Source organism: Brevibacillus antibioticus, assembly GCF_005217615.1.
In the GTDB taxonomy this organism is placed as follows: domain Bacteria; phylum Bacillota; class Bacilli; order Brevibacillales; family Brevibacillaceae; genus Brevibacillus; species Brevibacillus antibioticus.
Genome location: NZ_SZNK01000001.1, coordinates 4045986 through 4071012 on the forward strand (window position 1 = coordinate 4045986; position 25027 = coordinate 4071012).

The following is a 25027-nucleotide window of genomic DNA, read 5'->3' on the forward strand; positions in this document are numbered from 1 at the left end:
CCCCTCCTCTAGTCTCGCAAGTTTCGACCGGTTAAGGTCAAGAACACCGTCTCCAGATTTGTCGCCTGCTCTTCAACGGAACGGATTTCTACCTGATCCTTGATGAATTGTTGAATGATCCTGTTCAGGTTATTGATCTCCGTTTTGGACACGATTTTGATCGTATTCTCTTCTTGAAGCACCGCATTCACACCAGCAATCGCCTTAATACCTTCGAGGTTTAACGGTTCATCTGCCCGGACGCCGATCCAAATTTCCTTCGCGTCGGTAATAATCGATTTTAACTCCTCCTTCGATCCTTCCGCGATGACTTTTCCATGATCGACGATGGCAATACGGGTGCAGATTTCTTCGACTTCCTCCATGTAATGGCTCGTATAAATGATCGTGCAGCCCATCTCGTTTAGCTTGCGTACCGAATTCAAGATATAATTGCGTGAATGAGGGTCAATCCCGACAGTTGGTTCGTCCATGATGATCAGCTTCGGCCGATGGGCAATGGCGCAAGCGATGTTTAACCGACGCTTCATCCCGCCAGAGAAGTTTTTGGGAAAGCTAGTAGCTTTGTCACCAAGACCTACGAATTCAAGCGCCTCTTCCGTCCGTTCGCGAAGCAGTGATCCACGCAGTCCGTACAAGCCAGCAAAAAACCTCACATTTTCATAGGCAGTCATATCCTCGTAGATGGCGATATCTTGTGGCACGATGCCGATGTTCATTTTGGCGAACTTGCTGTGCTTCTCAATGTTTTTTCCCAGCAGGGTAATCTCGCCCTTTGTTACGCGCAACAGGGAGGCGATCATGTTGATGGTCGTGCTCTTTCCCGCTCCGTTGGCCCCCAAAAAACCAAAGATTTCTCCTTCACGCACATTCAGAGACATATTATCGACGGCGACGAAATCACCGAATTTTTTCGTTAACTGACGAATTTCCAATACATGACTCACGTAACTCACTCCCTTCTTAGCTATGTCTGCATTGTAATAAAAAAGGATGCCCTTATGTCAGTGCATAAGTTCATCCCTTGGTATGAGAATTCTCATGTTGTTTCTCATGATTTTTCATTGTTGGCACCGATAAGCTAAGGTTTCCGGATATGTTCTATATAAGTCATAACGAGAGTCCTAGAGATTGTGTTCTAGGGTTACCTTTTACAATCCAGGAACCCTGTACCAATATCGGCTCATTCATAAACGCACACCACTCAAATATGTTCAATAAACCTCGGAATCTAGTCATTTTTTATTTCGCTATCGTATCATGGAATTATTGTTAATATATTGAAACCAAGGAATCTACTCTAGGTTGCCTTTTGCTTCTTTTACTAATCAGGAGGACATAATATATGGATTGGCTGATAGAGATACCGTTCCCTATTGAAGAGAATCCGGTAGAAACAAACGTCGCCTTCTCAATTAAGAGATTCGAGTCAAGTGGGCTCCAGGAACCTCCCGATTTTATCCATGATATCGTCCTGCAATGGACCATCGCCCCTTTTGTTGTTCATGAGCATACTGCTTATCGGATTCCGGCCCATGACGATCCCGAGATAGAAGAGTATGCTTCCGTCAATTTCACAAGCCTGTTTACCAAAGTACGGGGAATATACACCAATGGAAAGCTGGAGGAAATCAGGCTAGAGGACTTAAAGCCAAATATAAAAAGTTCTTTTATCCAATCGGTCATACATACAAGTAAGATTGATCCTCTGGTAAGCGATTTTTATCTACAGGGAGAATGTGAGCATAGTATCCAACTAAACACAAAACTGTTCCAAATAGAAAGGGATTCCTTTATCAAGCAGACTACTTACCACGCAAATTCGGCTCACAGAAGGCTCTGGGACTTTATTAATAAACCATACGAAATGAGTGACGAGGTCACCATTTCCCCCACGAACTGGGTGCTCAATGATCGCCTACTGGAATCCCCATTTCTCATATTTCTATCTCGATATGCAAGTGAAGTCGTCTTAACAGTAAACGATAACGACCTTAATGTTAGGGCAATTTCTTTTAAAGGGCACTCACTGGCACTTACCAACTGACTATAAGAAACTTCTCCTAATCCATAATGGAGCAGGCTCGGCTCGTACGAAGTAAAATTAAAGCCCCTGACCATTGAAGGCTAAGGGCGATAATCCTTGATATAGCAAGCTTCTTAGTGCTTGGAGAATTGAGGTGGCGACGGGCTGTTTTCAAGCCGTATTTTTTACGCTCTTTCATTGTTGGTTTCGATTCATTAAGGTTTCCGCATATTAAATAGGAAGATTTACAACTTAGGTTCCGTTTATTTAAGATACTTTCTGATAGAAATATGGTCAAAATATGGTCACGACGAGAGTCCTAGAGATTATGTTCTAGGGCTTTCTTTTTTACTCCGCCTTCACAAATTTATCAATGTATTTTGCGCGTTCTTCTTTAGTGAAAAACTTGTTCACAATTTCATTCCGCCACTTGTCTTTATCAGTTTTAGTTTCAGCAAGGTTTACCTTCAAATAATCCTCGATAGTAGCTCTATCAATCTCAGTGGTATATTTTTTTCCATGATTCAGTGTTACCTTCACCTTTTGCAGTTCAGGGAACTCCTTTAATAGTAGGATCGGCTCTTCCATCAATGCTTTGTTAATCGCGTCTCCAGACTCCCAATAGTTCTTTGCATCTGCTTCTGTCATTCCGGTTTCAGGTTTAGCCTTTTTCAAAGTTGCAAAATCTGCATAGGTGATTACTGCCTCGTTTTGGTTAACAATCTCTGCCTCTGTAATAAATGGCCCACCCTTTAAGTTCGGAGCGTACTCCTTAAATCTACTCACTTCCTCGGCTGACATAGCTTTCTGTTCAGAAGCTGGGGCTGGTGCAGATGAGGTAGTTGTGGCTGCTGGAGCTGGCGTGTTATTTGGCGTTGTACCGCAGCCACTTAACACGATGCCTAATGACAACGCAAGAATTGATGTTTTTTTCACTGGTAAAATCCCCCTGTTTCTATGATTCACTCTCACCATAATCCATAATGGTACATTGAACAAGAATATCAAGCAGACAAAAATCGACACTAGGAATTAAATATGTAAAACGCGTCCATTGGGGATTTGACGATCCCGCTTGTAAAGAGTGGTCTGAGTTTCAACGAGTTCATGATGAAATCGGTGTACGAATTAAGAGATTCGCGGATATAGGAGAATAAAATATGAAAACCCGTCTTCTAAAAATAGGGGCGGGTTTGCTATTTCTTGAATGCATTCTGAATATCGTTTTTGGGACTTCAACCATTGTTGATACAGGGTGTACTCTAAATGAACAAATCATACAGGAAAAAAGTCCCGACTGCCATTTATTTACATTTATACACTCTTTTTGTAAAATATAGGGAGTTTGATGTTTCTTTTTTTTTTGCTAAGGAGGAGTAGGTTTAATATGGGGCAAGGCAAGACAGTTCAACGATCGTTACGTTCAGAAGTTGAGCATCACCTAAAAGAGCGTGGTTACACACTGACTAAACTTGGCGAGATAACAGGTATTAATCAGGGAGTACTGAGCGATATTTTTAATCGAACTCCTTCTCGGGCTATGACGATTGGTCATCTGGATGCACTTGCTGTAGCTTTTAATCAAGCCCCTGGATGGCTATATGAGCTGTATGTAACGGAATGTATCGTCGAGGGAAGAGTGTCTCGTTCACGAGTTGTTCCCTATCTGATTCGATGTGCAGAAATAGGCAGGCAGGATTGTATCGAGTTAATTGTCCCTATACTTTTGGATAATCAGAAAAACCTGTCCATTCTGTTTTCCGTGGCTGAGAAGCTTTTTACAAATGGGAAACGACAGGAGTCAATCCCGTTTTATCAACTTGTTATTGAATCGGAAAAAGACAGCCATGGTGATCGTTTTGTAATGTCTCAGTATAGGCTTTTCCGTGCAGTGCAAGGGGGAGCTGATTCAGAGAAAAAGTGGAAGGCTGTCGTCCGTTTTCATTCTTATCGAAACAGGTTGCCTGAAAATTATCAATTAGATGCGTTACTACAATTAGCAAATCTGTGCTTTACGCTCCATAACTGGAAGGAGGTAGAGCGATATGCAGATGAACTTAGAGAGTTAGCAACCGTGATCTATAATGAAGAAGTACAAAGATGGGAAATTGATGGAGTGAGGGGAATACTTGAAACAGAGCGCCATCTTGTCGTGTATTATGGACAGGGCTTCTTACTAAAGGGACTCGCATTACAATTACAAGAGCGGTATGAAGAAGCCATTTCTTATGTACAAGCGTATGCTGAGCTGGGCTGGTTTGAATTCCGTGATGATCTGGCTGAAATGGAAATTGAAAAGTTCCGTGGATGGGCGAAAGCGAATAATTACACGCTGAATTTATTAATGGGGCGTACAGAGTTACTTTCTGAGTATGTTAATCATCTTGCTAATAACCCACCTGAAATTTTAGCGGGTATGTTTACCATTATGGAGACAGCCAATCGATTCGGACTATCTGTAGATGACGTTGTGGAGCGTTTTTCTAAGGAAATTGCTTGCTTTCAAGATTATAAAGACCCTTTTAGTCTTACCCGCCATCTTCATTTTCGGTATCATTTGGCGATATATCAGCTCGATAAGGGGCGAGTTGCAGAAGGTATTACAGAAACCCTACGCTGCCTTGCGTTAGCGAGTAAGATGATGGAGCAAGAAAAGCTCCAAAGCTGTGTCGCTATGTTCTGGAAATATAGACATAGTGCTTCTGACCAGCAGATAGATGAATTCCAAAACATTTTGGAAGGGAGAAATAAATAATGCGGAGTATGATACTTCTACTTACTGTTTTGTTCGGACTTTCTCACGGAATCGTTGTACCAGAACATCAGGAGGTGCTTAGGAGTCATCACATTGTAACTACGTATACCCACGGTGCAGGAGGTTAAGTAGTAGTAAAACACCCTTTCGGGTGTTTTTTTTATCATTCAAAATTTTTCAGAGGTCGTTTTGCTGAATGTTAGTTTATAGTAATAAATGTACATAAATAAATGTACAAAAATGTAAAAAAAGGAGGTGTATACCATATGAGCTATTGCACACGAAAAGGGCGTTCCATCCCATTGCCAGGTAAACGGAACGCCCACAGGAGGAGCAGCTAAAGCTCCTATAAATAAATGTATCACGCAATCCTTAGATCGGGAAGGAGGAACTTATCACGATATAGAGCATTTGAAAAACATTGTGGAACAATTGCGAGAACAACTGGTGCAATTGTTTTTAGAAAAGAATGATTTGTTGCATGATGACGTCGTGGAATTAAGCCAGAAATTAGATCAGTACATTCTGTTAATTCAATCAAAAATGATGCTAAAAAATAGAAACTAAGGTGTTACAGAAGAAACTAGAAATCTATCAACGATCAACATATAGGAATAGGTATATTTTTCCTATTTTGCATTTTAACTTATTTTGGTAGAATCATGATAATCTAGAGATAGAATCTGGAGGTTAGTATGAACAAACGAATTGCTACTCTTTCAACTGTATTAGGTGTCCTCGCTTTATCTACATCACTAGCAATAGCTGCGGAAGATAATAATGTCAGCCCATTAAGTAGTGGGGATGATTACGGCATTGAATTGTACGCATCCAATATTCATGATGTGACAAGGAGTTCTGCTTATTTATGGGCTTATACTCAAGGGGAAGGAAAAGACCTCGCTAAAACAAGAGTCTACTCTTATTTCTACGTGAACGGAAAACTCACGCATAAAGACTACGAAAATGGCAGAGATTATGCAAATGTCGGTTACGATGTTAATATTAAAGAATTAATAAGTTGTGAAATTCGTTCATCCCATTATGCTTACAATAAGATAAACGAAGTTGTAACAAAAACTTCCAAAAAAGAATGGCCTGAATACAACCACGTAGGAGGAATTTGAGGCTATGAAAAAACGGAACATAGTAATTTCGGGTGTTGTTTTAGCTGGCGCTATATTCGCAGGTGGCAGTCTATACGCAAGTGAAGATATAGCACAATATAAAAAATCAAATCACCAGAAAACACTTCACGAATTGGGAATTGAAGCAAAGACTAAAGATTTAGAAAGAATGACAACTTTGACGGACGAAGACGGAAACAAATGGATATATAATGATTTTATTAACAGCGGTAAATTTGAAGAGAAAATGAAGGAAAGGTATACTGAGGACGTAAGTGGTGCATTCATTGAAGTACAGGATAAAATTATGCAGAAATACGCCAAAGAAGGGGATTCCATTCCGGTTATCCTTCTGGATGAAGAGTTAAAAGAAGGCTCCTTCTCGTTTAACAGAGAAGATGGAGAGGTTCTGATCTTCAAACTAAAGTACAATGAAGACAAAGGAAAATGGGATTACGAGCAGGAAAAGTAAATATCGTTTATTTACACAGGGGAATAGCAAATGCTATCCCCTATTTTATTGGACTCTATAGACAATAGCTACTAATAAAAAACCCGTCTCCTCTGAAGTGAAGTGCCCCCCTTAGAATAGACATTGGAAAAACCCCTAGGTTAATCCGATGTAATTCTAGGGGGGCTTTTCGTCATGGCAGTGAAAGGACACAAATGTAAACATTATCCAGAATCAATCAAGGTAGAAGCGGTTCCCTTGCACGTGGAAGAAGGATGGAGCTACAGAAAGATTGCAGAACACCTAGGGGTCCAGGATAAATACCGCGTCAGAACTTGGATGAGAAAGTATCGTGAAAATGGAGATGCATCATTCAAGGACGGGCGTGGAAATCCTCATCGGGTTGAAACGGAGCAGGACCGGGAAATTCGGCGTCTACAACTGGAGGTAGATGTCTTAAAAAAGTGGTTACAAATCTTGAATCGGGAGGGTTGCAAAACAAGCACATCCTCGTTGACGAGCTAAGGGACAAACGAAGCGTTCAAGAACGGTGCGCTTATTTAGGTATAAGCCGAAGCGGTTACTATGCGTGTGTGAAACACAAGGACGATGATCGCGACGAACATCTCAAACGCAAAATCAGAAGCATTTATGAAGAACGGGACAAGACGGTTGGCTATCGTCGTGTCCAGGACGAGTTATACCGCCAATATAACCTGAAAGTAAATCACAAGAAAGTGCTACGTTTCATGCAGGAGCTAGGCATGCAGGCAATCATCCGTCGTAAATACATCCACCGTACCAGTTATGAAACGGCTGTGTCGGATAGCAGAATCACGGAAAATTTGCTGCAACGGAATTTCACTGCGGAAGGGCCTAATCAAAAGTGGGTAACGGATGTCACACAGTTTCGGGTATTTGACCATCGGATTTACTTATCTGCTATAAAAGATCTATGGAACAATGAGATTGTCGCTTATCATCTAAGCCAGCGTAACGATAATCCACTTGTGTTAGAAACCTTCAAGAAAGCATTCGAAAAGCAAAAAGACGTGGCTAGATTGATCGTTCACAGCGATCAAGGGTACCAGTACACGTCCCATGCTTACCACGACATGCTGCCAAAGGTTGGAGCCCAAATCAGCATGTCACGCTGAGGCAATTGTTATGACAACGCCTCTATGGAGAGCTTCTTTTCGCATCTGAAAGTTGAAGCACTCTATCCCTATGATATCCGAAGTATAGAGGAAGCACAAAGGCGTATAGAAGAATTTATTCTCTTTTATAACGAGAAAAGAGCACAACGAAAACTAAATAAGCTGACGCCGGTTGAATACCGACGTCAGCTTATAGCCTAGGGCTTATTTCAATGTCCACTAAATGGGGGCTTGACCAATATTCCGAAGGAGGGCTTTCGCTTTTAGAATGCTCCTATGATCAATTCAAAAGCCTGCTGTATCGCTTGAACTGGTTCATCTGAAAGTAGCCCATAACCTGCTCCTGCAATTGCAAGAACGCCACCGACAATTATCAAAACTCCTTGTTTCTTTTGTTTGTATTATCCACGAAACTCATCCTCTCAATATTACTGTATTTGTACTCAATCTGTAGACAAAATGCAGCAGCCAGCTCACGAGCAGGAGCATATGCTGATCCCGAAATGAGCTTTTCGTTTAGGTCTTTACCGTACAGGGCAATCTGGAGCTTCGATTGTACATCTCCACTCAAAGAATAATCAAATGGTTTTTACTCGTGAAGATGGGTCCCCGCTTCGACTCGCATATCCAAATGACAAATTAAATGAGATTATCAAATCCAATAACCTTCATCCAATAAACATCCACGGAATGCGGCTCTCGCACGCCTCCCTTTTATTTGAAGCTGGAGCCAGCATCAAGGAAGTTCAGGAGCGCCTCGGTCATACCGATATCAAAATGACGATGAACATCTACACCCATGTTACCAGGACAGTCAAAGAACAAACTGCAACCAGATTTGAGAAGTTCATGGAGCTATGACCATACAAATATGGTCAAAATATGGTCACGGCTCATTCGTGGGAAAAATTAAAGCCCCTGACCATTGAAGGCCAAGGGCAATAATCCTTGATATAGCAAGCTTCTTAGTGCTTGGAGAATTGAGGTGGCGACGAGCTGCTTTCAAGCCGTATTTTTTACGCTCTTTTTCATTCGTTGCGATAAGGTAGCAGCGTGGTCACACTAAAGCCTCGCGTACCGTCTACGATCACTGTTCCACCAGCGGAAGCAGCTCTCTCCTCCATCCCGAGAATGCCAAGCCCTTTTACAACCTTTTCTGCACCGGCCCCATTGTCTGTGACCACTGCTTTTATGAATGTATTCAGCACCCGTACCTCTAGGGAGATCACTGTCGCCTTCGCATATTTGAGTGCATTCGTGACCGCTTCCGTCGCATTTTGCTGGATGATTTTCCACTGAATCGGTGTAATGACGTCGATATCCCCGTCAAAAGTAAGCGTGGCTGTCACTGTCTCTCTCGCAGACAGCTCATCCACAAACGACCGGAGTCGATTGATTCCTAGCTCCTCCGGCCGTGGCTTCACATCCTTGAGTGTCACTCTGATTCGCTCCAGCCCTTCCTTCGATATTGCGATCGCATTGCGAAGCAGCTCAGATGCCTTGTCCTGATCAGTCGCCATCAGCAGTCGCGACGCTTCCATCTGAATGAGCGCACCTGCCACCGCATGCCCCACATCGTCGTGAATTTGTTGAGAAAGGCGATTGCGCTCCTCCAGTTGAATCGTATAGGTCGACTGGCGGAAGTATTCACTGCTCTCGTTCAAGGAGCGGGTCAAGCTTTGTAAATCCTCCCTCATCTTCTCCCGTTCAGCCTCTAATCTGCGAAGCTTGTCAGTTAGCATGCTGCCACACCTATACAGCAAAAAGCTAAGAAAGGCCGTCAGTAAATACAAAGGCATCCATTCAGGTAAAACGATGAACAAAGGCAACAGCATACATCCAAATACGACCACCCTCTGCGTACCCGCCAAGAATACGAGCTCCAAAATGTGGACTGGCAAGAGCAACACAAATAACGGGTCCAACACAAGTGTACTTGCTACCACAAACACGATGGATAGCCCCATAAATAATTGCTTATGATTCCTCTTTTTCACAATGAGAATAGTGAGATTCATTGCCAAATACAACAAGTACACAAGAATTTGCCAAGGGTCCATTTCAGAAGTGGGATGAGCAAGAAAAGAAGTCACGATGATAAATCCAAGCACTGCTGCCTTATTAGCCATTGTCCATAACTCCATCGATAGTGACCTCCTTTCAATCAGACATGTTCGTTTCGCCGGTCAAATAATAGATCGCGATCTGCGTACGGTGTTCAAGCGCTGTTTTATTTAAGATGGAAGTAATGTAATTCGCAACCGTTCCCTCGGAAATAAACAGCTTCTTGGCAATTTCTTTGTTCGATAGCCCTTTGGCGATCTGCTTCATGACATCGAGCTCCCGTTCCGTAAATAAGCTTTGGTCGATTTTGCTTTCATTAGGGAGGGCTGCTGTCACTTTGGGAGGAGCGGTAGCGGACACGGTATCCGTCGCGTTCTTCCCTGTATTCAGGTTCATTTTGATCTTATCCAGGACGACATCTTGGAGCACGTGATGGTTGTTATAGACGCTCTTGATGGCATCTCGAATGCGGTTGGGGTCATTGTTTTTCAATAAATAGCCGCGTGCCCCCGCTTGAATGGCTTCGAGGACAAATTCGTCATCGTCAAACGTGGTCAAAATGAGTGGTCTGACTGTCGTTTCTGTAGTCAGCACACGAGTCGCTTCCACTCCATTCATGTTCGGCATCCGAACGTCCAAGAGCGCGACGTCTACCTCGTTCTGTTCGCAAAACGTCACCGCCTCAAACCCATCCTCCACAATCCCGACCACTTCAAACTCCGCAAAGCTCGTCAGGATGATTTTCATGCCTTCCCGTATAAACGAATTGTCGTCTGCGATCAACACTTTGATTTTCAAAGCAGCTTGCCTCCTGTCGAACAAACCCTCGACCGCATAAAGAGCGGACGTATATTTTTTTCCCAATATTACCACTGTCCTGCTTTGCTTCACAATTGTAGAATCTCGCCCCAATGGTTCTTACTTTCCGGTCACACATGGAAAAATTAACACTCTGAAAATATATAGACACGAATCATATGTGTCAGTATGATATATTACCTAAGCCCTCTTACCAACCTATCGGGGCCAATCTTTTGAATGGAATACTCTATGGAGGGGAATTTGTGGAAACAGCACAACTAAATAAAACGGCTTGGAACACTGGGGCTTATCAAGCGTGGCTGAAGCGTTTCGGAACACCTGTTGAGGCAGCAGTCAAAATTAAAGAAGACCCCCAAAAGCGCATCGGGAAAGTATATGAGCACATGGGGGATATTCGCGGCAAAAAAATTATCAATTTACTCGGCTCAAATGGAAACAAAGCCGTTGCGCTCGCCTTGCTAGGTGCCGACGTAACTATCGCCGATTTCTCTTATGAGAATGAGCAGTACGCCAAGGAACTAGCTGCATCTGCCGATGTTGACCTGACTTACATCGTATCGGATGTATTGCAGCTACCTCCCCATGTATTGTCTGGTGAGTATGATCTCGTTTTTATGGAATTCGGTATTCTTCATTACTTTTTGGACTTAACCGAATTATTCCAGGTGGTCAACTCGCTCCTGCGAAAAGGCGGCATGCTCGTCCTCCAAGATTTCCATCCGGTATCCACAAAACTCATCTCCTCACGCGGAACGACTGCTACTATCCGCAAACATAAAGTAACAGGCGATTATTTCGACAGCTCGCTTGAGGAAAAGGACATTGCTTTCTCTAAATTTCTCTCAGACGGCACAAATGTCGCTGAATCAAAAGTATTGTTGCGCAATTGGACATTAGGCGAAATTGTTACGTCCATTGCTAGCAAAGGGCTGTGCCTTAAAATGCTGGAAGAGCTCCCGAATCTTTCATCGGAAGTTTTTGATAAAGGAATCCCGAAAACCTTCACGATTATCGCTGAGAAATTATAACGAATGTTTGCCATCATTTTATAAATTCTTAATACCGAACAGAGGGGGATTTCCCTCCTCTTTTTCTTTTACTCACTTATAGACTGACGGTCAGTCATATGGTAATCTGTATCCAATCACTTACTGACAATCGAAGGAGGCGCCGATGAAAAGAGTCGTGAAAGACCCCACAACACGGCGAGCAGAAATAGTGGAAGCCGCAGGGGAGCTATTTCGAAATCAGGGTTATGTCCATACCACCGTGGATGCGATTATTCAAAAGGTGGGCGTAGCGAAAGGAACCTTTTATTACTACTTCAAATCGAAGGAAGAAATCCTTGAAGCATTTGTCCAGTCCATGGTCGATACGCTTTGCGAAGAATATAAAAAAATCGCAGATGACTCTACCTTAAGCGTCATGGAGAAGGTTCGCCAGATGCTGCGCAGCCAAAACCGTTCCATTGATAAGCAAGCCGAATGGATGGAAAGCTTGCATCGCCCTGAAAACAGAGAGCTTCACGAGCGTCTAAACATCGCCCTTATCTTGAAAATTGCTCCTGTCCTTGCGCAAGTCATTGAACAAGGAAATAAAGAATCTGTCTTTCATGTCGAGAATGCCTTGGAGACCGTTCAGTTTCTCCTCGCTGGCTCGCAATTTTTGTTGGAATCAGGCATTTTTCATTGGGATCAAGAGGAACAAACAAAACGTCTACAAGCCATGCAGGTAATTATTGAACGGTCACTAGGAGCCGCGCCGGGTTCCTTCTCGTTTTTGTAATAGATGAAAAGGAGAAAAGACAATGAACGCTCATGATAAAGCCTTTCGCAGATTTCTAATCATTTGGTCAGGACAGCTGCTTTCCGCTATCGGTAGTGGACTTACCGCTTTTGCCTTGGGTGTCTTTGTTTTTCAACAGACCCACTCTACCATGAGCTATTCGTTCATCATTCTCTTCTCTTTTCTCCCCTCCTTCCTTTTACTCCCCTTTAGCGGGGTGCTGGCAGACAGATTTGACCGCAAGAAAATGATGATCATTGGCGATATCGGTTCCATAGCTGGTATCTTGTTCATCTTGCTTGTCATGCTATCCGGGCATATGGAATTATGGCACATTTATTTGGGGGTCGGCATCAGCGCGATCTCTGCCGCTATTCTAAACCCAGCCTTTAAAGCAACCGTCTCCGATCTGGTTTCGGAAGAGATGTACTCACAGGCAAGTGGGCTCATTCAACTGGCAAATTCAGCTCAATATCTGATTTCCCCACTGGTTGCAGGGTTTCTTCTCAGTGCTTTTGATATCCAGCTCGTCTTGCTCATCGATATAATAACCTTCCTTCTAGCTGTCGGCGCCGTACTGCTGATTATGAAACACGATGCCACTCCTCAGAAACATGAAAGACAAAGCTTTTTTCGCGAAATGTCTGAAGCCTTCCGCTATCTCCTTTCAAAGAAAGGCGTTTTCTCGTTAGTTTTGTTAATGTCTGTCGTGTGCTTTTACATCGGGCTGCTGCAATCGCTTTTGGGGCCTATGATGCTGACATTAACTGATTCCAAGACGCTCGGTATTGCTCTCTCTGCATCTGCATCGGGCATGCTCGTCAGCAGCCTTTTAATCGGACTTTTCGGTATGGGAAAGAGCAAAGTGTTCATGCTGTCCTTCTCTCTCGCACTTGCTGGCTTATTTTATGCCCTGATGGGTGTGTTTACTTCCGTTTGGCTGATTATGGTTTTTGGCTTCCTCTTTTTCATCACGCTTCCCTTTGTAAACACAAGCCTCGAGGTTCTCATCCGAACGAACGTCGAGAATGAACGGCAAGGCAGAGTGTGGTCGATGATCACGGCTATTTCGCAAATCGGGTTCGTACTGGCATTTGGGTCGGCGGGATTTTTGGCGGATCATGTATTTAATCCGTTGTTTGATCCAGATCAATTTCTAGGGCAAACGGTCGGTCAGGTCATCGGAACGGGGGCGGGCAGAGGAATTGGGTTTTTGTTTATTCTCTCTGGCGTACTTGTGGCGCTCCTGGGAATCGTAATCGGGCGTGTGAGGAAAATACGGGATTTGGAAGGAATAACACTGAAAGGTAACCATTCGCACAAATAAAAATATTTTCTCAAAACCTATGCAACTTATTCATATTTTCCTCCGTCATGAATGTCGAGTTCACGAAACTTACACCTAGAAGGAGGAAGATTCAAATGAAAAAAGTGATATCTACTTCGTTGGTTGCTATTCTACTCGCAACCAGTGTACCTGCTGCTCTGGCGGCTGACCTGGAAAGCAAAGGAAAAGGAAGCGGTAAACCCGAAGTAAAGGCAGAAGCAAAAGATAAATCGAAAGAAACTTCTGTCAAAGAATCTGATACCGCTACAGATAGCGACGATGAGAACTCAACCGAAGCTAGCACAGAATCCAACATCAAAGACGTAAAGTTGAAAAAACAGCTAATCGAGCTTCGCCAAGAGCTCAAGCATACGGCTGAAATCACGGAAGATCAAAAAGCGAAATACGAGCAACTGGTAGCTGATCTGGAAAAAACCACTGACAAACATGGAGCTTTGGACGTACAGCTTGAGCTACTTCAGCGCACGTACCAAAAAGGAGACCACACACCTTTCAAAAAGCTTGGAGAACTCCTTGAGAAGACAGGCTCGACAGAAGTGAAAGCATTCGTAGATGGACAACAGGTAAAAGCTGACGTGGCACCGTTTGTACAAGGTGGAAGAGCGTTGGTGCCTGTACGTGCTATCAGTTCCGCATTGAAAGCGGAAGTGAACTGGAAGCCAGAGACTCGTAGCGTAGAAATTACGCGTGGCGAAAAATCTATCACGCTGTACCTCGATAAAAAAGAAGCAACTGTAGATGGGAAAACCATTTCTCTGGACACTACACCTGTCCTGAAAAATGGACGTGTATTCCTGCCTCTTCGCTTCATCAGTGAACAACTGAACGCGAAAGTAGAATGGCAAGAAGAAGGCAAAATCGTCATCATTGACGACCTTCAAGCCCCTAAAGAATCCGAGCAGGATACAGACGCCAACGATACATCTGCAAAGTAATACAACAAGAAGTCTTCATTTAGCATAGAAAAAAGATAGTGGTTCCCATTAGCTCCTCTTGGCTATGAGATCCGCTATCTTTTTTTATGTTTACCATTACTTCTGCCCATGAGTTTGTGGGGATAGCGGCATCCGCCATTTTTCAACGCCTGAAAACAAGCTTTTATCCCCTACAGTTCGTCCAGTCATGTCCAAACGGCATTCATAAAATATGGTATGAACACGAAGGAGGTGGATGTATGTCTTGTGGTTGTAAGGATCGAGAAAAAAAACACGGGATTGAAAGAGATTGCGATACAGACTTGGACAGGGATTTCGATAGAGACGTGGACGAAGATTTTGAACGCGACTATGATCGTTGTGGTTGTCTACGCCGCCGTCGTCGTCGCTGCCGGTTTTGTTCCTTCTTCCGTCGCAGGCGTCGCCGCTGTCGTTTTTGTTTCTTCCGCTGTCGTCGTCACCGCCGTTGTTAGTTGTTACATTCTGAAGATGAACGAAACGTCCGAATCATTTGACCCGGACGTTTTGCTTTTGCTACGCTCCAAACCTCTGGCGGTACCCGCATCTTCTACATAATTCCTCGACAGCTTCCCTGCGAGAAAATCCTTCTATCAGATTATTGGCTCGTTCACCATCCACAATATCAGTAAACGAGGTCTGATTGATGTTCCCTAGATTAATAACCCCTTCCCCATCGAGACAACACGGCACAACGGTTCCATTTTCGAGAATCGCCGCTTGTGTGCGCAGTCCATGGCAAAAGCCTTTTCCGTCATCTTCAGGCGCTGTTAGACTCGGCCATTGGAATTCGTAATCTTGGTTCAAATAAACGCGGTCATCGATTTTTACCCCACTGCCTGCCACTACTTTCTCTTCAATTCGATAGTCCAGCCCAAACTCTTTCTCAATCATTTCGAGCGTCTGGCGGTTTTTACTCTTTTGAATGTTCGTGACGTTATCCTGCGTCAAATTCCACAGACGGAAAGAAAAAATCACTTGATGCTCCTGAGCTTCCCGAACAAAGGACAGAATTTCCCGCAAATAACCTTCGCGGTCGGTTGAGCCAATATGTCCGTCAAAGCTGTGAAGCGAGAAGTTCATTTGTCGGAGCGCAGGCTTGCCCAGCAATTTATGCCGATTTTTCGCGATCAGCGTTCCATTTGTGGTGATATTAACCTTGAAGCCTTTCTCATGACTGATATCGAGTAGCTCATCAATTTTGGGATGCAGAAGCGGTTCCCCTTTGACGTGCAGGTAAATGTAATCGGTGTGCGGTTTGATCTCATCCAGTCTTTTCGCAAAGTCTTCTACTTTAATAAAACTTTTACTACGCTCTGTTGGCGGACAAAAGGTACAGGCGAGATTGCAAACGCTGGTGATTTCTATATAGACTTTCTTAAATGTTTTCAAGATGTTTTCCCCATTCCAGATGCCTATGAATTGTGGCAGTCGTTTGTTGCTACAAACATAGTAACATAGGAGTGCTCAGATTAGAGCAATATGCGACTCTGTCTAATAATTCCTATTCGGCAAAAAACGAACCTCTCCCATCACGAATCGTGAAGGTTGAGGTTCGTTTTCTGATACAATAACTTTATCTAGTGCGAGTTGGAATGATTGGAGTGATAAGGATGAAGGGTGAAAACCAAATCTACACTGATTTTGGGAAAATGTACTCTGATATTGATGAAGCAGCCAATAACTACTACCGTATCTTCTTAAAGGAATACCTGTTGAATGGGAGATTCCCAGAAATATATACATCTGAGCAAACTAAAAACGCATCCTGCGCCAAACAACTTCTTACTCATATGCAATTGGATTGCAATCCCGTTCGCTTTTTCGCTTTGCTCTCTACAATAGGGGCTGCCTTAGAAATGGAACGCCCTGTGCCCGCTTTTGATTTTTATACGATGTTTGAAGGAAGATCTTTTATTTATTCTCCCTATGTAAATTACTATATAGATAAAAAAGATATTCTTATAGCAACATTAGAGATGTTTGCACAGGATGAAGATGTACCACAGTGAAATTGTAGGCCATCCCGTCATGCCAGGGGCTTTGCCAATGCAGCTTGCCCCCTTCCTTTTTCATAGTCCTCTTTTAGCATTCCGTATATCTCTACATCCACAATCCCTTTGCCCGACCATAGCGTAGCTTGTCTAAGCGTTCCTTCCTTCATGAAGCCATTCTTCAACAATACTTTCTTGGAGGGCTCATTCGCAGGCATCACTTCTGCCTGTATTCGGTTAACATTGGCATCCATGAACAAAAATGAAAGCAGGATGTGTACCGCTTCCGCCGCAATCCCTTTTCCCCAATGCGCTTCGGACAAGAAGTAGCCAATGGTCACCATGTTTACCTTTTGATGAAAGTCGAAAGCTTCCATAATGCCAAGCAAGTGATCGGGGTTATCATTGGCGAATATCCCCCATTTGATCTTGGATTTTTTCAAATAGTCTCTCTCAAAATGCCCGATCATGTTTTTCACTGTCGCTTTATTATGCTTGGGGATAATGCCGCAGTAAGTAAATACGTTGTCATTGCTGTAGATTTCAAATACTTCGTCCAAATGCTGCTCTTCGATTTTCTTCAAGGTGAAACGATCTGATTTTAAAATGGGAAACTGGTTAAAAAGCACGTCAACGTTCATGATTTCAGCTCCATCTTTTGAAATTACCTAACTTCTTATTTTTTCCAACATGACTCTTTTTCCTCCTTATCCAATCAATAAGAATGTCTTCCCATAGAAAAAAGGTATGGAAGCTTGCCTCCATACCTGCATTATTCATTTCAAGAATAGGAGATAGACAGACATGATCCCTGAATCTGCAAGGATATGACTGACGATCGATCCCATCAACGATTTGCTCCTATCTCGCATATATCCCCAAATCATTCCCGCCAAAAAGACTGGCAAAATCATCGCAAAATTATACGGCCAGCTAAACAAAGGAATGATGGAAAGAAAATGATACAGACTGTAAAACAATGACGTCAGCAAAATCATGGTTCGCTTCGTCAGCTTTCTTTCCAGCTTTTTAAATAAATATCCTCTCCAGTAGATTTCCTCAAGAAACGGGTTGATCACTAACAAAACAAGGATGAGCCAAACGACAAGATTGCCTGAGAAATTCCATTGTACCAATAATTTTTGCAGATCATCCTTATCAAACAAAAAGCTGTGAAAGAAATATCCCGCAAGAACCATGGTGAGAAAGAAAAGAAGTCCAGTCAAAATGCCGTGATACATATTAGGGCGGTTGATTCCTAATCCCATTTGCCTGAATGTGTCCCGCCAGGTGTTTCTTTTCAAAACGATCATGTCCAAAAGCGGAACCACAAACAGCCACCCGTAAAAAAGCAGAAACGTGACTGGCACGCTACTCATGACTTGTAAACCTAAAAAGATCATGATCGTTGGCCCTAGAAATAACAGAACATGCTTCATCATATCCCCACCAAATCATGGCTTGTTTTTACTAACAAGATTGTAGCGGGGAACACAAAAAGCGAGTAGTACTAACTTCGAGTAGTACCAAAAAAACGAGGGCATGGATCACTCCAGCCCTCGTACTGATTTTTACCCACTCATCTAAATAAGCATCCCCGCAATCGCTGCGCTCAACAGATTCGCTAAGGTTGCCGCAACTACTGCACGCAAGCCCATTTCCGCAAGGTCTGATCTTCTTGACGGAGCAAATCCACCCAAGCCACCAATGACCATAGCCAGCGCAGCCAGATTAGCAAAGCCGCAAAGGGCGAAGCTGATGATCACCACACTTTTTTGCGACAAATTCGCAATCTCAGGTGCAAAAGCCGTGTATGCAACAAATTCGTTGAGGACAATCTTTTGCCCGATGAAAGAACCGGCTTTTAGAGCTTCCTCCCATGGAACCCCGATCATAAAGGCAATCGGCGCGAACAGGTAGCCTAAAATGTGCTCAAGCGTCAACGCTTCTATTCCCACTAACCCGCCAAGCCAGCCAATAATCGAGTTCAGCAAGAAAATCAACGAGATAAACGCGAGTAACAGCGCACCGACACCAGCAGCCACTTTTAGCCCGTCCGAAGCTCCGCGTGCAGCCGCGTCAATGACGTTTCTGGACTCCGTATCTTTCATGACTTCCACGCGTTCCTTTCTGTGTGGCTGTTCTGTTTCTGGCATCATCAATTTCGCAAGCAACAGACCACCCGGCGCTCCCATGAATGCTGCGGCCAGCAAATACTCAATCGGAACACCAAGCATCGCATACCCACCGATCACCGAGCCCGAAACGCACGCCAGTCCACCTGTCATTACCGCAAACAGCTCGGACTTGGTCATTTTCTCAATATAAGGCTTTACGACGAGTGGTGCCTCAATTGGACCCAAGAAAATATTTGCAGAGGCCGACATGGATTCGGTTTCGCTCGTTTTAAGCACCCGAGACAAAAATCCACCGATGATTTTCGTCGCCCACTGCATGATTCCGAGATAATACAGGACCGAAATTAAGGAAGAGAAGAAAATAATGATCGGTAATACTTGCAGGGCAAACGTAAAGCCTGCGTTCTGTGCACCCAGTATCCCGCCAAACAAGAACTGAATTCCGGCATTCGTCGAATCAATGATGCTTTGTACAATCGACGCCAAGAACTCCAGAAGCTTTTTCCCAAAATCCCATTTCAGTACGACCAAAGCAAAAATAAACTGAATCGCAAACGCACCAATGACCGTTCTCGGATTGATCGCTCTCCGATTTTTCGAAAACGCAATGGCTATCAAAAAAATTCCCAGAATGCCGAGAACTCCCCAAATGTATTGCATAAACGTATCCTTTCTGTATCGCCAGCTGTGTCGATATCTTAGATGACTTGTTTTGTAAGCACGATGCTGTTAACCATTTGCACCTTTACAAGATCACTATTGCCAACAAATGCTATGGTTAATCGCCATCATGGTTCATGGTAAGAAGTACAAGTAAAACACTATTATTGGGAACCCTTCAAAAGATAATACTAAAGTTTCACTAAAAAATATACAATTATATTGAACAAAAGCAATCGATAGACGAAAAAGAGGCTATCCCTCCAGGACGGCCTCTGCATCTTTTATTTGTTTAACAGATGGAAAACTTGCTCTACGTCTTTGTCACCACGTCCTGAAAGATTAACAATCAGGATCTGCTCCGGGGACAGAGTGGGAGCCAACTGCAAGGCATATGCAATGGCATGAGCGCTTTCCAAGGCGGGAATGATCCCTTCTGTCCTCGATAGTTCTTGAAAAGCCGCCAACACTTCTTCATTCGTCACTGTGTAGTATTCCGCGCGTCCACTTACTTTTAACTGGCTATGCTCCGGGCCGATTCCAGGATAATCCAATCCAGCCGCAATCGAGTACGTTTTTTGAGGCTCTCCATTTTCGTCCAGCAATACGAGGCATTTGAAACCGTGAATGACGGCTGGAACCCCTTTGGTCAAGGTAGGTGCCTGATCAGGCTCAATACCAATCAGACGAACAGATGGTTCCTCTATATAATGAGCAAAAGCTCCAATCGCGTTACTGCCACCGCCAACAGCAGCGATAACCGCATCCGGCAAGCGACCTTCTTTTTCTAAAATTTGTCGCTTGGATTCTTCACTGATAATCGATTGGAAATACTTTACCATCGTAGGGAATGGATGCGGACCAACCGCAGATCCCAATAGATAGAACGTGTTCTGATAGTTTTGAACTAAATCATTTAGCGCTTCATCAACCGCATCCTTCAATCTTCCTTGCCCTTTGGACACGGCTACCACTTTTGCCCCTAAAAGCTCCATTCGAAATACATTTAATGCTTGCCTTTTCGTATCCTCCGCGCCCATATAGATCACGCATTCCATGCCAAACATTGCACAAACAGTCGCGGTAGCAACTCCATGCTGTCCTGCACCCGTCTCGGCAATAATACGCTGTGCACCCATTCGCTTTGCCAGAAGGATTTGCCCGATGACATTATTGATCTTGTGGGCGCCGGTATGGTTTAAATCCTCCCGCTTTAGATAAATTTTGGCACCGCCCAGTTTTGCTGTTAAATGGCGAGCAAACGTCAACGGGTTCTCACGGCCTATATATTCTTTCAGATAATACCTGTACTCTTCGATAAATTCCTCGTCATCTTTATACCTTTCGAACTGTTCAGCCAAATAGTCCAATACTTCCTGCAGTTGTGGAGGTACGAAGCTTCCTCCGAACTCTCCGAAATATCCCTTTTTTGTCTGTTCTGTCAATGACATGCTCATCTCTCCTCCGCTATAACTAGTCCTTAGTCCTCCCTTGCATTTTATAAAATCAAAAGTCTGTGTGTCAAAGTGAATTTTCGATTATTCAGAATTTATTACTTCTGTCGGTTCATTTGTATTTTTTACAAAACAATCATCTTCGCTTCATATTTTCCCAATATAGATCGGGTAGTCTAACAAAAGCGGTTCACTACGTCGTTTTTTCATTCGGAGGGATATGATGAAGATTCACTTTCAAAAGAAAAGCTTGCTGATCGCAACAATCACGGCTCTATCCTTGATCGGAACACAAGGAGCAGGTGCAACTCAAAATGTAACGGGAGCACCCGTTGTAGCCGAAATTCACGAATGGAAAAATCCTCCTGCACTCGCTGAGGGTATTAAAGAAGGCGGCTTCTCCGGTCTGGTGCATCTCCCTAATGATCCTCCTTCTATCTTTTATACATTGGCAGACCGTGGACCAAATGGTCAATACGGCAAGGACGAACTGCGTACATTCCCTGACCCAAACTACACACCACGCATGTACAAAATAAAGGTGGAGAACGGGAACATTCACGTTTTGGAAACCATCAAGCTGCATTTGCCAGAGGGCAAAATCAACGTTTTTACGAAAAATGCATATATCAGTGGATTGCCGAACCTCGCTGGCCCTGATGAAGTTCCCTACGATGTAACGGGAACCAAAAAGCTTAGTTACGATCCAGACGGTTTGGATTTGGAAGGCATCGCTTACAACCCGGTCGACGATACCTTTTGGTTATCCGACGAATACCGCCCATCCATCATTCAAGTAAAACGTGACGGCACAATCCTGGGCCGCTATGTACCAAAGGGCAGCAAAGAAGCCTTGCTTGCAGCAGGCGCAAAGATGGAGATTTTTGATACGTTGCCAGCCATCTATTCCAAACGCATAGCAAACCGTGGCTTCGAAGGTGTCACCATCTCGCCAGACGGCAAGTTCTTGTATACTTCGATCCAAAGTCCGATGGCAGTCCCTGATAAAAAGACAGGCGAGGCTTCCCGTAATTTGCGCATTTTAAAGATGGATCTCGCCACCAAAAAAGTCGTAGGCGAGTACATGTACATCGCAGAGAACGCGAAAGATTTCGTGAAAGTGAAACAAAAAGACGTCGTGATCAGTGACTTGGCTGCACTCAGTCAGGATGTTTTACTGATTGACGAGCGAGACAAAAATGCCGGTGCAGACGCACAGCTTAAGCGTATTTACAAAGCCGATTTTTCGAAAGCAACCAATTTACTCGGTACGTCAACAAGTGAGCGTGACTTTGAGAAGCTCACCGTTGCCCAAGTGAAAGAGCAAGGAATTGTGCCTGTTTCCAAGGAATTGGTGGTGGATGTAGCCAAGCTGAACTATCCGCATGAAAAGCTGGAAGGACTAGCGATTGTGGATAAAAACACGATTGCCATTGTGAATGACAATGATTTCGGCGTAGATGGCTATGACGAGAAGGGCAAGATTAAAATTAATAGCAATCCTACGCAGATGTATGTGATTAAAGTGGGTAAGGATTTTAAATAAGAAGTTTGACACCTGCTGTTTATGCGGGAGAAGTCCTACGTTAATATAAAGAAAGCCTCGTAGCTTATTCATGTTACGAGGCTTTTCTTATGTTACTCATCTTCCCCTTCATACAGCTTCGATAAAAATTCTGTAAATGTTTCAGCCACTCGGCTAATTGCTTCTCTTTGCCATTCTTCCAATGATTTTTCTTCTAGGTCACCCTCATCCAAGTCTTCCTCGGAGATCAAGAATTCGTGTTCTACGAAAACAACGATTGGTTCAGCATGCCGTCCGTTACTATAGTCAAAGCAAATGTAATTACCGGCAGCATCATATCCGATTGGGATCACTCCTTCGGGTACACAACCCTTAACATTCTCATGTGCTGTTAAGATATGGTACCCCCCAACCTTCCTACTTAGGCTGTAGAATGCATTAAATACTTTACCTTCTACTTCCTCGGAATCAAAGACACAAGGAATAGGACACCCCTCATTATTCTCAAGCATACACTCTACAAAATCTTTGGGAAATCGTACGCCCAGCGCAGCTTCTACTTCTTTGATATCTTGAATGTCTATCTTTTCTGTGCAGCATTCAAATGTTACATGATTTGGAATTCCCATGCCATTGCTCCCTGTTAATAATTTCGATCCACTTTACTAATATCGGAAATTATTGCATTTAGTTGAAACAAAAAAGAAGGGGTATGATCCCCTTCCTTTGTCACTCAATCCTTCTCTACTGCTCTTTCTATAACGACGCCCAGGTGTTTTCCAGCCACTGATCAAAATCAGCACCTTTTTCTCCCTCGTACGTATCATAGATATCGCTTCTCATTTTTTGCAGTTTCTCTTTGAATTCCTCGAGCGTATGACCTTTTGGCAAGCTTTTCTTAATTCTTACCAAAGCTTTCGTTGCGCCTTTGATCAAGTCGCCTTTTTTCTGAGCAGGTAACCGAGCACCTTCCCCAAATGCTTTCAGTTTTTGAAAAGCAGCCTCTTGCACTTTGTATACCGTATCGTTTTCCATGATTCTCATTAGTAATTTCATTGTTTCTTCATGCTTCCACTGCCCTAATTCTTCAACAGCCTCTAAACGCTCTCTCCAATTAGACGTTCGATTGGCAGCCTTTTTTAATTCCTCAAAATTCGGAGGAAACTCATTTTTGATTACAATATTATTCATCAAATCTATCTCCTTCTGACTATCATCCTTCTATTATGGCACTACATCATATGAATAACACCCCCTTCTCACATATAAATTCCTCGAAAAAAGTGTGGAGAGCGAAGAAATTAAATTATAGTAAAAAAGCTTCTTGCCGCTCATGATAATGAGGCAAGAAGCTTTTCATTTTTAATTCGGCACGGAATACAAAGACATAATACATCTTGCAGCTTCTTGGTATCCGCCAGCATTACGCAAAGAGTCCCCTACTTGTATCGCGTGCTGTTTATAGGTGGATTCGTTCAACACTTGCAGCAAAGCATCTTTCAATGCTGTCGGTGTGAGCTGCCCTCTATCTAACCTAATCCCCGCTCCCAGCTCCTCCACCCGCTTTGCCACAATCGGTTGATCGGAGCTTAATGGAATCATGACGAGTGGCACATGAAAATAGAGAGCCTCACTCGTACTGTTCATGCCAGCATGTGTAATAAAAGCATCGGCTTGCTGGAGCACTTCCAGTTGCGGAACGTACGGCTCCACGATGAAGTTTGGTGGAATATATTCACCCAGCGACTCCAGCTCCGTGTCTCTTCCGTAAGATAGTACGAATTGAGCCGGAATATCTTGAAAGGCTGCAAAGCACAGTTTGTACAATTCCACATCCTTGGTCAAAATACTGCCCATGGAAATGAATACGACCTTATGGTATGGAGCGCGAAGTTTTTCAAACGGAAACGAAGGAGAATCAGGGCGCGACGCAATCGACGGTCCTGTAAATATGTAGCTATCGTCCAGCTTGTCAGCATCTGGCTGGAATTCACGGCTGGTAAAGACAATCTTCATATCCCCATACTGGCGGGTAATATCTTCAATGGCAGGGACGGCTACGTTGCATACACGTGCGATGCTCTGTGCAGTCTGCGTCACTCGTTCATAAAGTGCATCCACATCTACAGCATCGCTTGCATCAAACACTTCGACAATATGGCTGAGCGGTTCAGCAAATGCCAGGTTGGTTACGGAGCAAATCGTCGGGATTCCTAACCTCTCACCTAAGATTGCCCCTCCCCACCCAAACAAGGAGTCAAAAATCAAGTAATCAAATGATTCGTTTTCTATCTGCCTGAGTATCTTGGGAATGCAGGGTTCAATAATGCCTCGGAGCATAAAATCAGTGAAATGAAGAGGGTGTTTGAATTCTGTTGGGTTAAAACCCAAATCACGAGATACTTGTTCTTCCGATTGATAAGCGCGGAATTGCGCCCCAGTCTGGGCAAGCCTATCCCGATATTCTTCTGAACACATATAGACGACTTCTTCTCCGTTGTCGACTAGCTGCTTCACTAATCCCAATGTAGGATTCACGTGACCATCTGCTGGAATCGTAACATACAGTACGCGTGCCACTCACTCCACCTCCAAAAGAATGTTAATTTAGAAAATGTTTCCATTTCATTATAGGTCAGAAGGCTAGTGAAAATGGTTAAAATCGAAATATTTCATAATTTGTTCAATATTTTATATGAAGATGTTTAGTATTATGTCAAGTTTTTTAAACACAAAAATCCCTCCAGCCATCATTTCTCCATGTGAAG

The 25027-nt window shown here is 43.5% G+C and carries 27 protein-coding genes and 2 pseudogenes; 17 read left to right on the forward strand and 12 right to left on the reverse strand.

The window, feature by feature from the left end:
* Nucleotides 1-8 precede the first annotated feature (8 nt).
* Nucleotides 9-947 (reverse strand): ABC transporter ATP-binding protein, encoded by a 939-nt coding sequence (locus E8L90_RS19275; RefSeq protein WP_137030852.1) that lies wholly within the window; start codon nt 945-947, stop codon nt 9-11.
* 398 nt (nt 948-1345) lie between these two features.
* Between E8L90_RS19275 and E8L90_RS19280 the strand changes: the two genes are divergently transcribed.
* On the forward strand, nt 1346-2047 hold the full coding sequence (locus tag E8L90_RS19280) for a hypothetical protein (protein ID WP_244297304.1): 702 nt from the start codon (nt 1346-1348) through the stop codon (nt 2045-2047).
* 327 nt (nt 2048-2374) lie between these two features.
* Here the strand turns inward: E8L90_RS19280 and E8L90_RS19285 are convergent, their stop codons facing one another.
* Nucleotides 2375-2962 carry a hypothetical protein gene (locus E8L90_RS19285; protein WP_137030853.1) on the reverse strand — a complete coding sequence of 196 codons (588 nt, stop codon included), beginning with the start codon at nt 2960-2962 and terminating at the stop codon, nt 2375-2377.
* 101 nt (nt 2963-3063) lie between these two features.
* On the opposite strand from E8L90_RS19285, the pseudogene E8L90_RS19290 reads away from it, so the two are divergent.
* The 9 genes and pseudogenes from E8L90_RS19290 to E8L90_RS19330 all read left to right on the forward strand — a co-directional run.
* Nucleotides 3064-3183: pseudogene (locus tag E8L90_RS19290) on the forward strand (arsenate reductase); the annotation flags it as partial.
* 230 nt (nt 3184-3413) lie between these two features.
* Nucleotides 3414-4781: a helix-turn-helix domain-containing protein gene (locus E8L90_RS19295; protein ID WP_137030854.1), complete on the forward strand. Its 1368-nt coding sequence runs from the start codon at nt 3414-3416 to the stop codon at nt 4779-4781.
* A gap of 423 nt (nt 4782-5204) precedes the next feature.
* Nucleotides 5205-5348: an aspartyl-phosphate phosphatase Spo0E family protein gene (locus E8L90_RS30910; RefSeq protein WP_255675643.1), complete on the forward strand. Its 144-nt coding sequence runs from the start codon at nt 5205-5207 to the stop codon at nt 5346-5348.
* 128 nt (nt 5349-5476) lie between these two features.
* A complete protein-coding gene (locus E8L90_RS19305) occupies nt 5477-5908 on the forward strand; it encodes a hypothetical protein (protein WP_137030855.1) in 432 nt (143 codons plus the stop codon).
* A gap of 4 nt (nt 5909-5912) precedes the next feature.
* Nucleotides 5913-6380, forward strand: coding sequence for a hypothetical protein (locus tag E8L90_RS19310; protein ID WP_137030856.1), 468 nt, complete (start codon nt 5913-5915; stop codon nt 6378-6380).
* 174 nt (nt 6381-6554) lie between these two features.
* On the forward strand, nt 6555-6884 hold the full coding sequence (locus E8L90_RS19315; protein WP_137030857.1) for a helix-turn-helix domain-containing protein: 330 nt from the start codon (nt 6555-6557) through the stop codon (nt 6882-6884).
* The gene (locus tag E8L90_RS19320; protein ID WP_162309102.1) at nt 6851-7516 is read left to right on the forward strand and encodes an IS3 family transposase; all 666 of its coding nucleotides are present in this window, start codon (nt 6851-6853) and stop codon (nt 7514-7516) included. The genes E8L90_RS19315 and E8L90_RS19320 overlap by 34 nt, the downstream gene beginning before the upstream one ends.
* Before the next feature lie 12 nt (nt 7517-7528).
* Nucleotides 7529-7717 (forward strand): annotated as a pseudogene (locus E8L90_RS31420) (IS3 family transposase); the annotation flags it as partial.
* A gap of 351 nt (nt 7718-8068) precedes the next feature.
* Complete coding sequence (locus E8L90_RS19330; RefSeq protein ID WP_279633711.1) at nt 8069-8377, forward strand: tyrosine-type recombinase/integrase; 309 nt, start codon at nt 8069-8071, stop codon at nt 8375-8377.
* A 167-nt stretch (nt 8378-8544) separates the two neighbouring features.
* Here the strand turns inward: E8L90_RS19330 and E8L90_RS19335 are convergent, their stop codons facing one another.
* The gene (locus E8L90_RS19335) at nt 8545-9660 is read right to left on the reverse strand and encodes a sensor histidine kinase (RefSeq protein ID WP_137030861.1); all 1116 of its coding nucleotides are present in this window, start codon (nt 9658-9660) and stop codon (nt 8545-8547) included.
* A gap of 16 nt (nt 9661-9676) precedes the next feature.
* Nucleotides 9677-10378, reverse strand: coding sequence for a response regulator transcription factor (locus tag E8L90_RS19340; protein WP_137030862.1), 702 nt, complete (start codon nt 10376-10378; stop codon nt 9677-9679).
* A 266-nt stretch (nt 10379-10644) separates the two neighbouring features.
* On the opposite strand from E8L90_RS19340, the gene E8L90_RS19345 reads away from it, so the two are divergent.
* The 5 genes from E8L90_RS19345 (at nt 10645) to E8L90_RS29970 (ending at nt 15046) form a co-directional block, all read left to right on the forward strand.
* Nucleotides 10645-11430 carry a class I SAM-dependent methyltransferase gene (locus E8L90_RS19345; protein ID WP_137030863.1) on the forward strand — a complete coding sequence of 262 codons (786 nt, stop codon included), beginning with the start codon at nt 10645-10647 and terminating at the stop codon, nt 11428-11430.
* A 145-nt stretch (nt 11431-11575) separates the two neighbouring features.
* Nucleotides 11576-12187 (forward strand): TetR/AcrR family transcriptional regulator, encoded by a 612-nt coding sequence (locus E8L90_RS19350; protein WP_137030864.1) that lies wholly within the window; start codon nt 11576-11578, stop codon nt 12185-12187.
* Between the two features lie 22 nt (nt 12188-12209).
* Nucleotides 12210-13514 carry an MFS transporter gene (locus tag E8L90_RS19355; protein ID WP_137030865.1) on the forward strand — a complete coding sequence of 435 codons (1305 nt, stop codon included), beginning with the start codon at nt 12210-12212 and terminating at the stop codon, nt 13512-13514.
* A gap of 95 nt (nt 13515-13609) precedes the next feature.
* Nucleotides 13610-14470: a copper amine oxidase N-terminal domain-containing protein gene (locus E8L90_RS19360; protein WP_137030866.1), complete on the forward strand. Its 861-nt coding sequence runs from the start codon at nt 13610-13612 to the stop codon at nt 14468-14470.
* A gap of 246 nt (nt 14471-14716) precedes the next feature.
* A complete protein-coding gene (locus E8L90_RS29970; RefSeq protein WP_162309103.1) occupies nt 14717-15046 on the forward strand; it encodes a hypothetical protein in 330 nt (109 codons plus the stop codon).
* Here the strand turns inward: E8L90_RS29970 and E8L90_RS19370 are convergent.
* Nucleotides 15005-15880, reverse strand: a complete 876-nt coding sequence (locus E8L90_RS19370) for a radical SAM/SPASM domain-containing protein (protein WP_137030867.1) — start codon at nt 15878-15880, stop codon at nt 15005-15007. The two genes, E8L90_RS29970 and E8L90_RS19370, sit on opposite strands and share 42 nt — an antisense overlap.
* Before the next feature lie 221 nt (nt 15881-16101).
* Between E8L90_RS19370 and E8L90_RS19375 the strand changes: the two genes are divergently transcribed.
* Complete coding sequence (locus E8L90_RS19375; RefSeq protein ID WP_137030868.1) at nt 16102-16500, forward strand: hypothetical protein; 399 nt, start codon at nt 16102-16104, stop codon at nt 16498-16500.
* A 17-nt stretch (nt 16501-16517) separates the two neighbouring features.
* Here E8L90_RS19375 and E8L90_RS19380 read toward each other — a convergent pair whose 3' ends face one another.
* The 4 genes from E8L90_RS19380 to trpB form a co-directional block, all read right to left on the reverse strand.
* Entirely contained in the window at nt 16518-17123 is a 606-nt protein-coding gene (locus tag E8L90_RS19380; RefSeq protein WP_137030869.1) for a GNAT family N-acetyltransferase, read from the reverse strand.
* A gap of 135 nt (nt 17124-17258) precedes the next feature.
* Nucleotides 17259-17921: a CPBP family intramembrane glutamic endopeptidase gene (locus E8L90_RS19385; protein ID WP_137030870.1), complete on the reverse strand. Its 663-nt coding sequence runs from the start codon at nt 17919-17921 to the stop codon at nt 17259-17261.
* A gap of 144 nt (nt 17922-18065) precedes the next feature.
* On the reverse strand, nt 18066-19280 hold the full coding sequence (locus tag E8L90_RS19390; protein ID WP_137030871.1) for a NupC/NupG family nucleoside CNT transporter: 1215 nt from the start codon (nt 19278-19280) through the stop codon (nt 18066-18068).
* A 284-nt stretch (nt 19281-19564) separates the two neighbouring features.
* Complete coding sequence (trpB, locus tag E8L90_RS19395) at nt 19565-20731, reverse strand: tryptophan synthase subunit beta (protein WP_137030872.1); 1167 nt, start codon at nt 20729-20731, stop codon at nt 19565-19567.
* Nucleotides 20732-20957: 226 nt separating this feature from the next.
* On the opposite strand from trpB, the gene E8L90_RS19400 reads away from it, so the two are divergent.
* Nucleotides 20958-22280: an esterase-like activity of phytase family protein gene (locus tag E8L90_RS19400; RefSeq protein WP_137030873.1), complete on the forward strand. Its 1323-nt coding sequence runs from the start codon at nt 20958-20960 to the stop codon at nt 22278-22280.
* A 92-nt stretch (nt 22281-22372) separates the two neighbouring features.
* Here E8L90_RS19400 and E8L90_RS19405 read toward each other — a convergent pair whose 3' ends face one another.
* The 3 genes from E8L90_RS19405 to E8L90_RS19415 all read right to left on the reverse strand — a co-directional run bounded on the left by E8L90_RS19405 (nt 22373) and on the right by E8L90_RS19415 (nt 24839).
* On the reverse strand, nt 22373-22888 hold the full coding sequence (locus tag E8L90_RS19405) for an SMI1/KNR4 family protein (RefSeq protein WP_137030874.1): 516 nt from the start codon (nt 22886-22888) through the stop codon (nt 22373-22375).
* Nucleotides 22889-23015: 127 nt separating this feature from the next.
* Nucleotides 23016-23450 carry a HEAT repeat domain-containing protein gene (locus E8L90_RS19410; protein ID WP_137030875.1) on the reverse strand — a complete coding sequence of 145 codons (435 nt, stop codon included), beginning with the start codon at nt 23448-23450 and terminating at the stop codon, nt 23016-23018.
* A gap of 171 nt (nt 23451-23621) precedes the next feature.
* Nucleotides 23622-24839 (reverse strand): macrolide family glycosyltransferase, encoded by a 1218-nt coding sequence (locus E8L90_RS19415; protein ID WP_137030876.1) that lies wholly within the window; start codon nt 24837-24839, stop codon nt 23622-23624.
* Nucleotides 24840-25027 lie beyond the last annotated feature (188 nt).

Excerpts from the sequence above, each read along its gene's own strand:
- E8L90_RS19335 (WP_137030861.1), bottom strand. The coding sequence starts at position 9,660 with ATGGAGTTATGGACAATGGCTAATAAGGCAGCAGTGCTTGGATTTATC.
- E8L90_RS19350 (WP_137030864.1), top strand. The coding sequence starts at position 11,576 with ATGAAAAGAGTCGTGAAAGACCCCACAACACGGCGAGCAGAAATAGTG.
- E8L90_RS19355 (WP_137030865.1), top strand. The coding sequence starts at position 12,210 with ATGAACGCTCATGATAAAGCCTTTCGCAGATTTCTAATCATTTGGTCA.
- E8L90_RS19305 (WP_137030855.1), top strand. The coding sequence starts at position 5,477 with ATGAACAAACGAATTGCTACTCTTTCAACTGTATTAGGTGTCCTCGCT.
- E8L90_RS19380 (WP_137030869.1), bottom strand. The coding sequence starts at position 17,123 with ATGAACGTTGACGTGCTTTTTAACCAGTTTCCCATTTTAAAATCAGAT.
- E8L90_RS19375 (WP_137030868.1), top strand. The coding sequence starts at position 16,102 with ATGAAGGGTGAAAACCAAATCTACACTGATTTTGGGAAAATGTACTCT.
- E8L90_RS19280 (WP_244297304.1), top strand. The coding sequence starts at position 1,346 with ATGGATTGGCTGATAGAGATACCGTTCCCTATTGAAGAGAATCCGGTA.
- E8L90_RS19410 (WP_137030875.1), bottom strand. The coding sequence starts at position 23,450 with ATGAATAATATTGTAATCAAAAATGAGTTTCCTCCGAATTTTGAGGAA.
- E8L90_RS19360 (WP_137030866.1), top strand. The coding sequence starts at position 13,610 with ATGAAAAAAGTGATATCTACTTCGTTGGTTGCTATTCTACTCGCAACC.
- E8L90_RS19310 (WP_137030856.1), top strand. The coding sequence starts at position 5,913 with ATGAAAAAACGGAACATAGTAATTTCGGGTGTTGTTTTAGCTGGCGCT.
- E8L90_RS19405 (WP_137030874.1), bottom strand. The coding sequence starts at position 22,888 with ATGGGAATTCCAAATCATGTAACATTTGAATGCTGCACAGAAAAGATA.
- E8L90_RS19295 (WP_137030854.1), top strand. The coding sequence starts at position 3,414 with ATGGGGCAAGGCAAGACAGTTCAACGATCGTTACGTTCAGAAGTTGAG.
- trpB (WP_137030872.1), bottom strand. The coding sequence starts at position 20,731 with ATGTCATTGACAGAACAGACAAAAAAGGGATATTTCGGAGAGTTCGGA.
- E8L90_RS19390 (WP_137030871.1), bottom strand. The coding sequence starts at position 19,280 with ATGCAATACATTTGGGGAGTTCTCGGCATTCTGGGAATTTTTTTGATA.
- E8L90_RS19385 (WP_137030870.1), bottom strand. The coding sequence starts at position 17,921 with ATGAAGCATGTTCTGTTATTTCTAGGGCCAACGATCATGATCTTTTTA.
- E8L90_RS19400 (WP_137030873.1), top strand. The coding sequence starts at position 20,958 with ATGAAGATTCACTTTCAAAAGAAAAGCTTGCTGATCGCAACAATCACG.
- E8L90_RS19315 (WP_137030857.1), top strand. The coding sequence starts at position 6,555 with ATGGCAGTGAAAGGACACAAATGTAAACATTATCCAGAATCAATCAAG.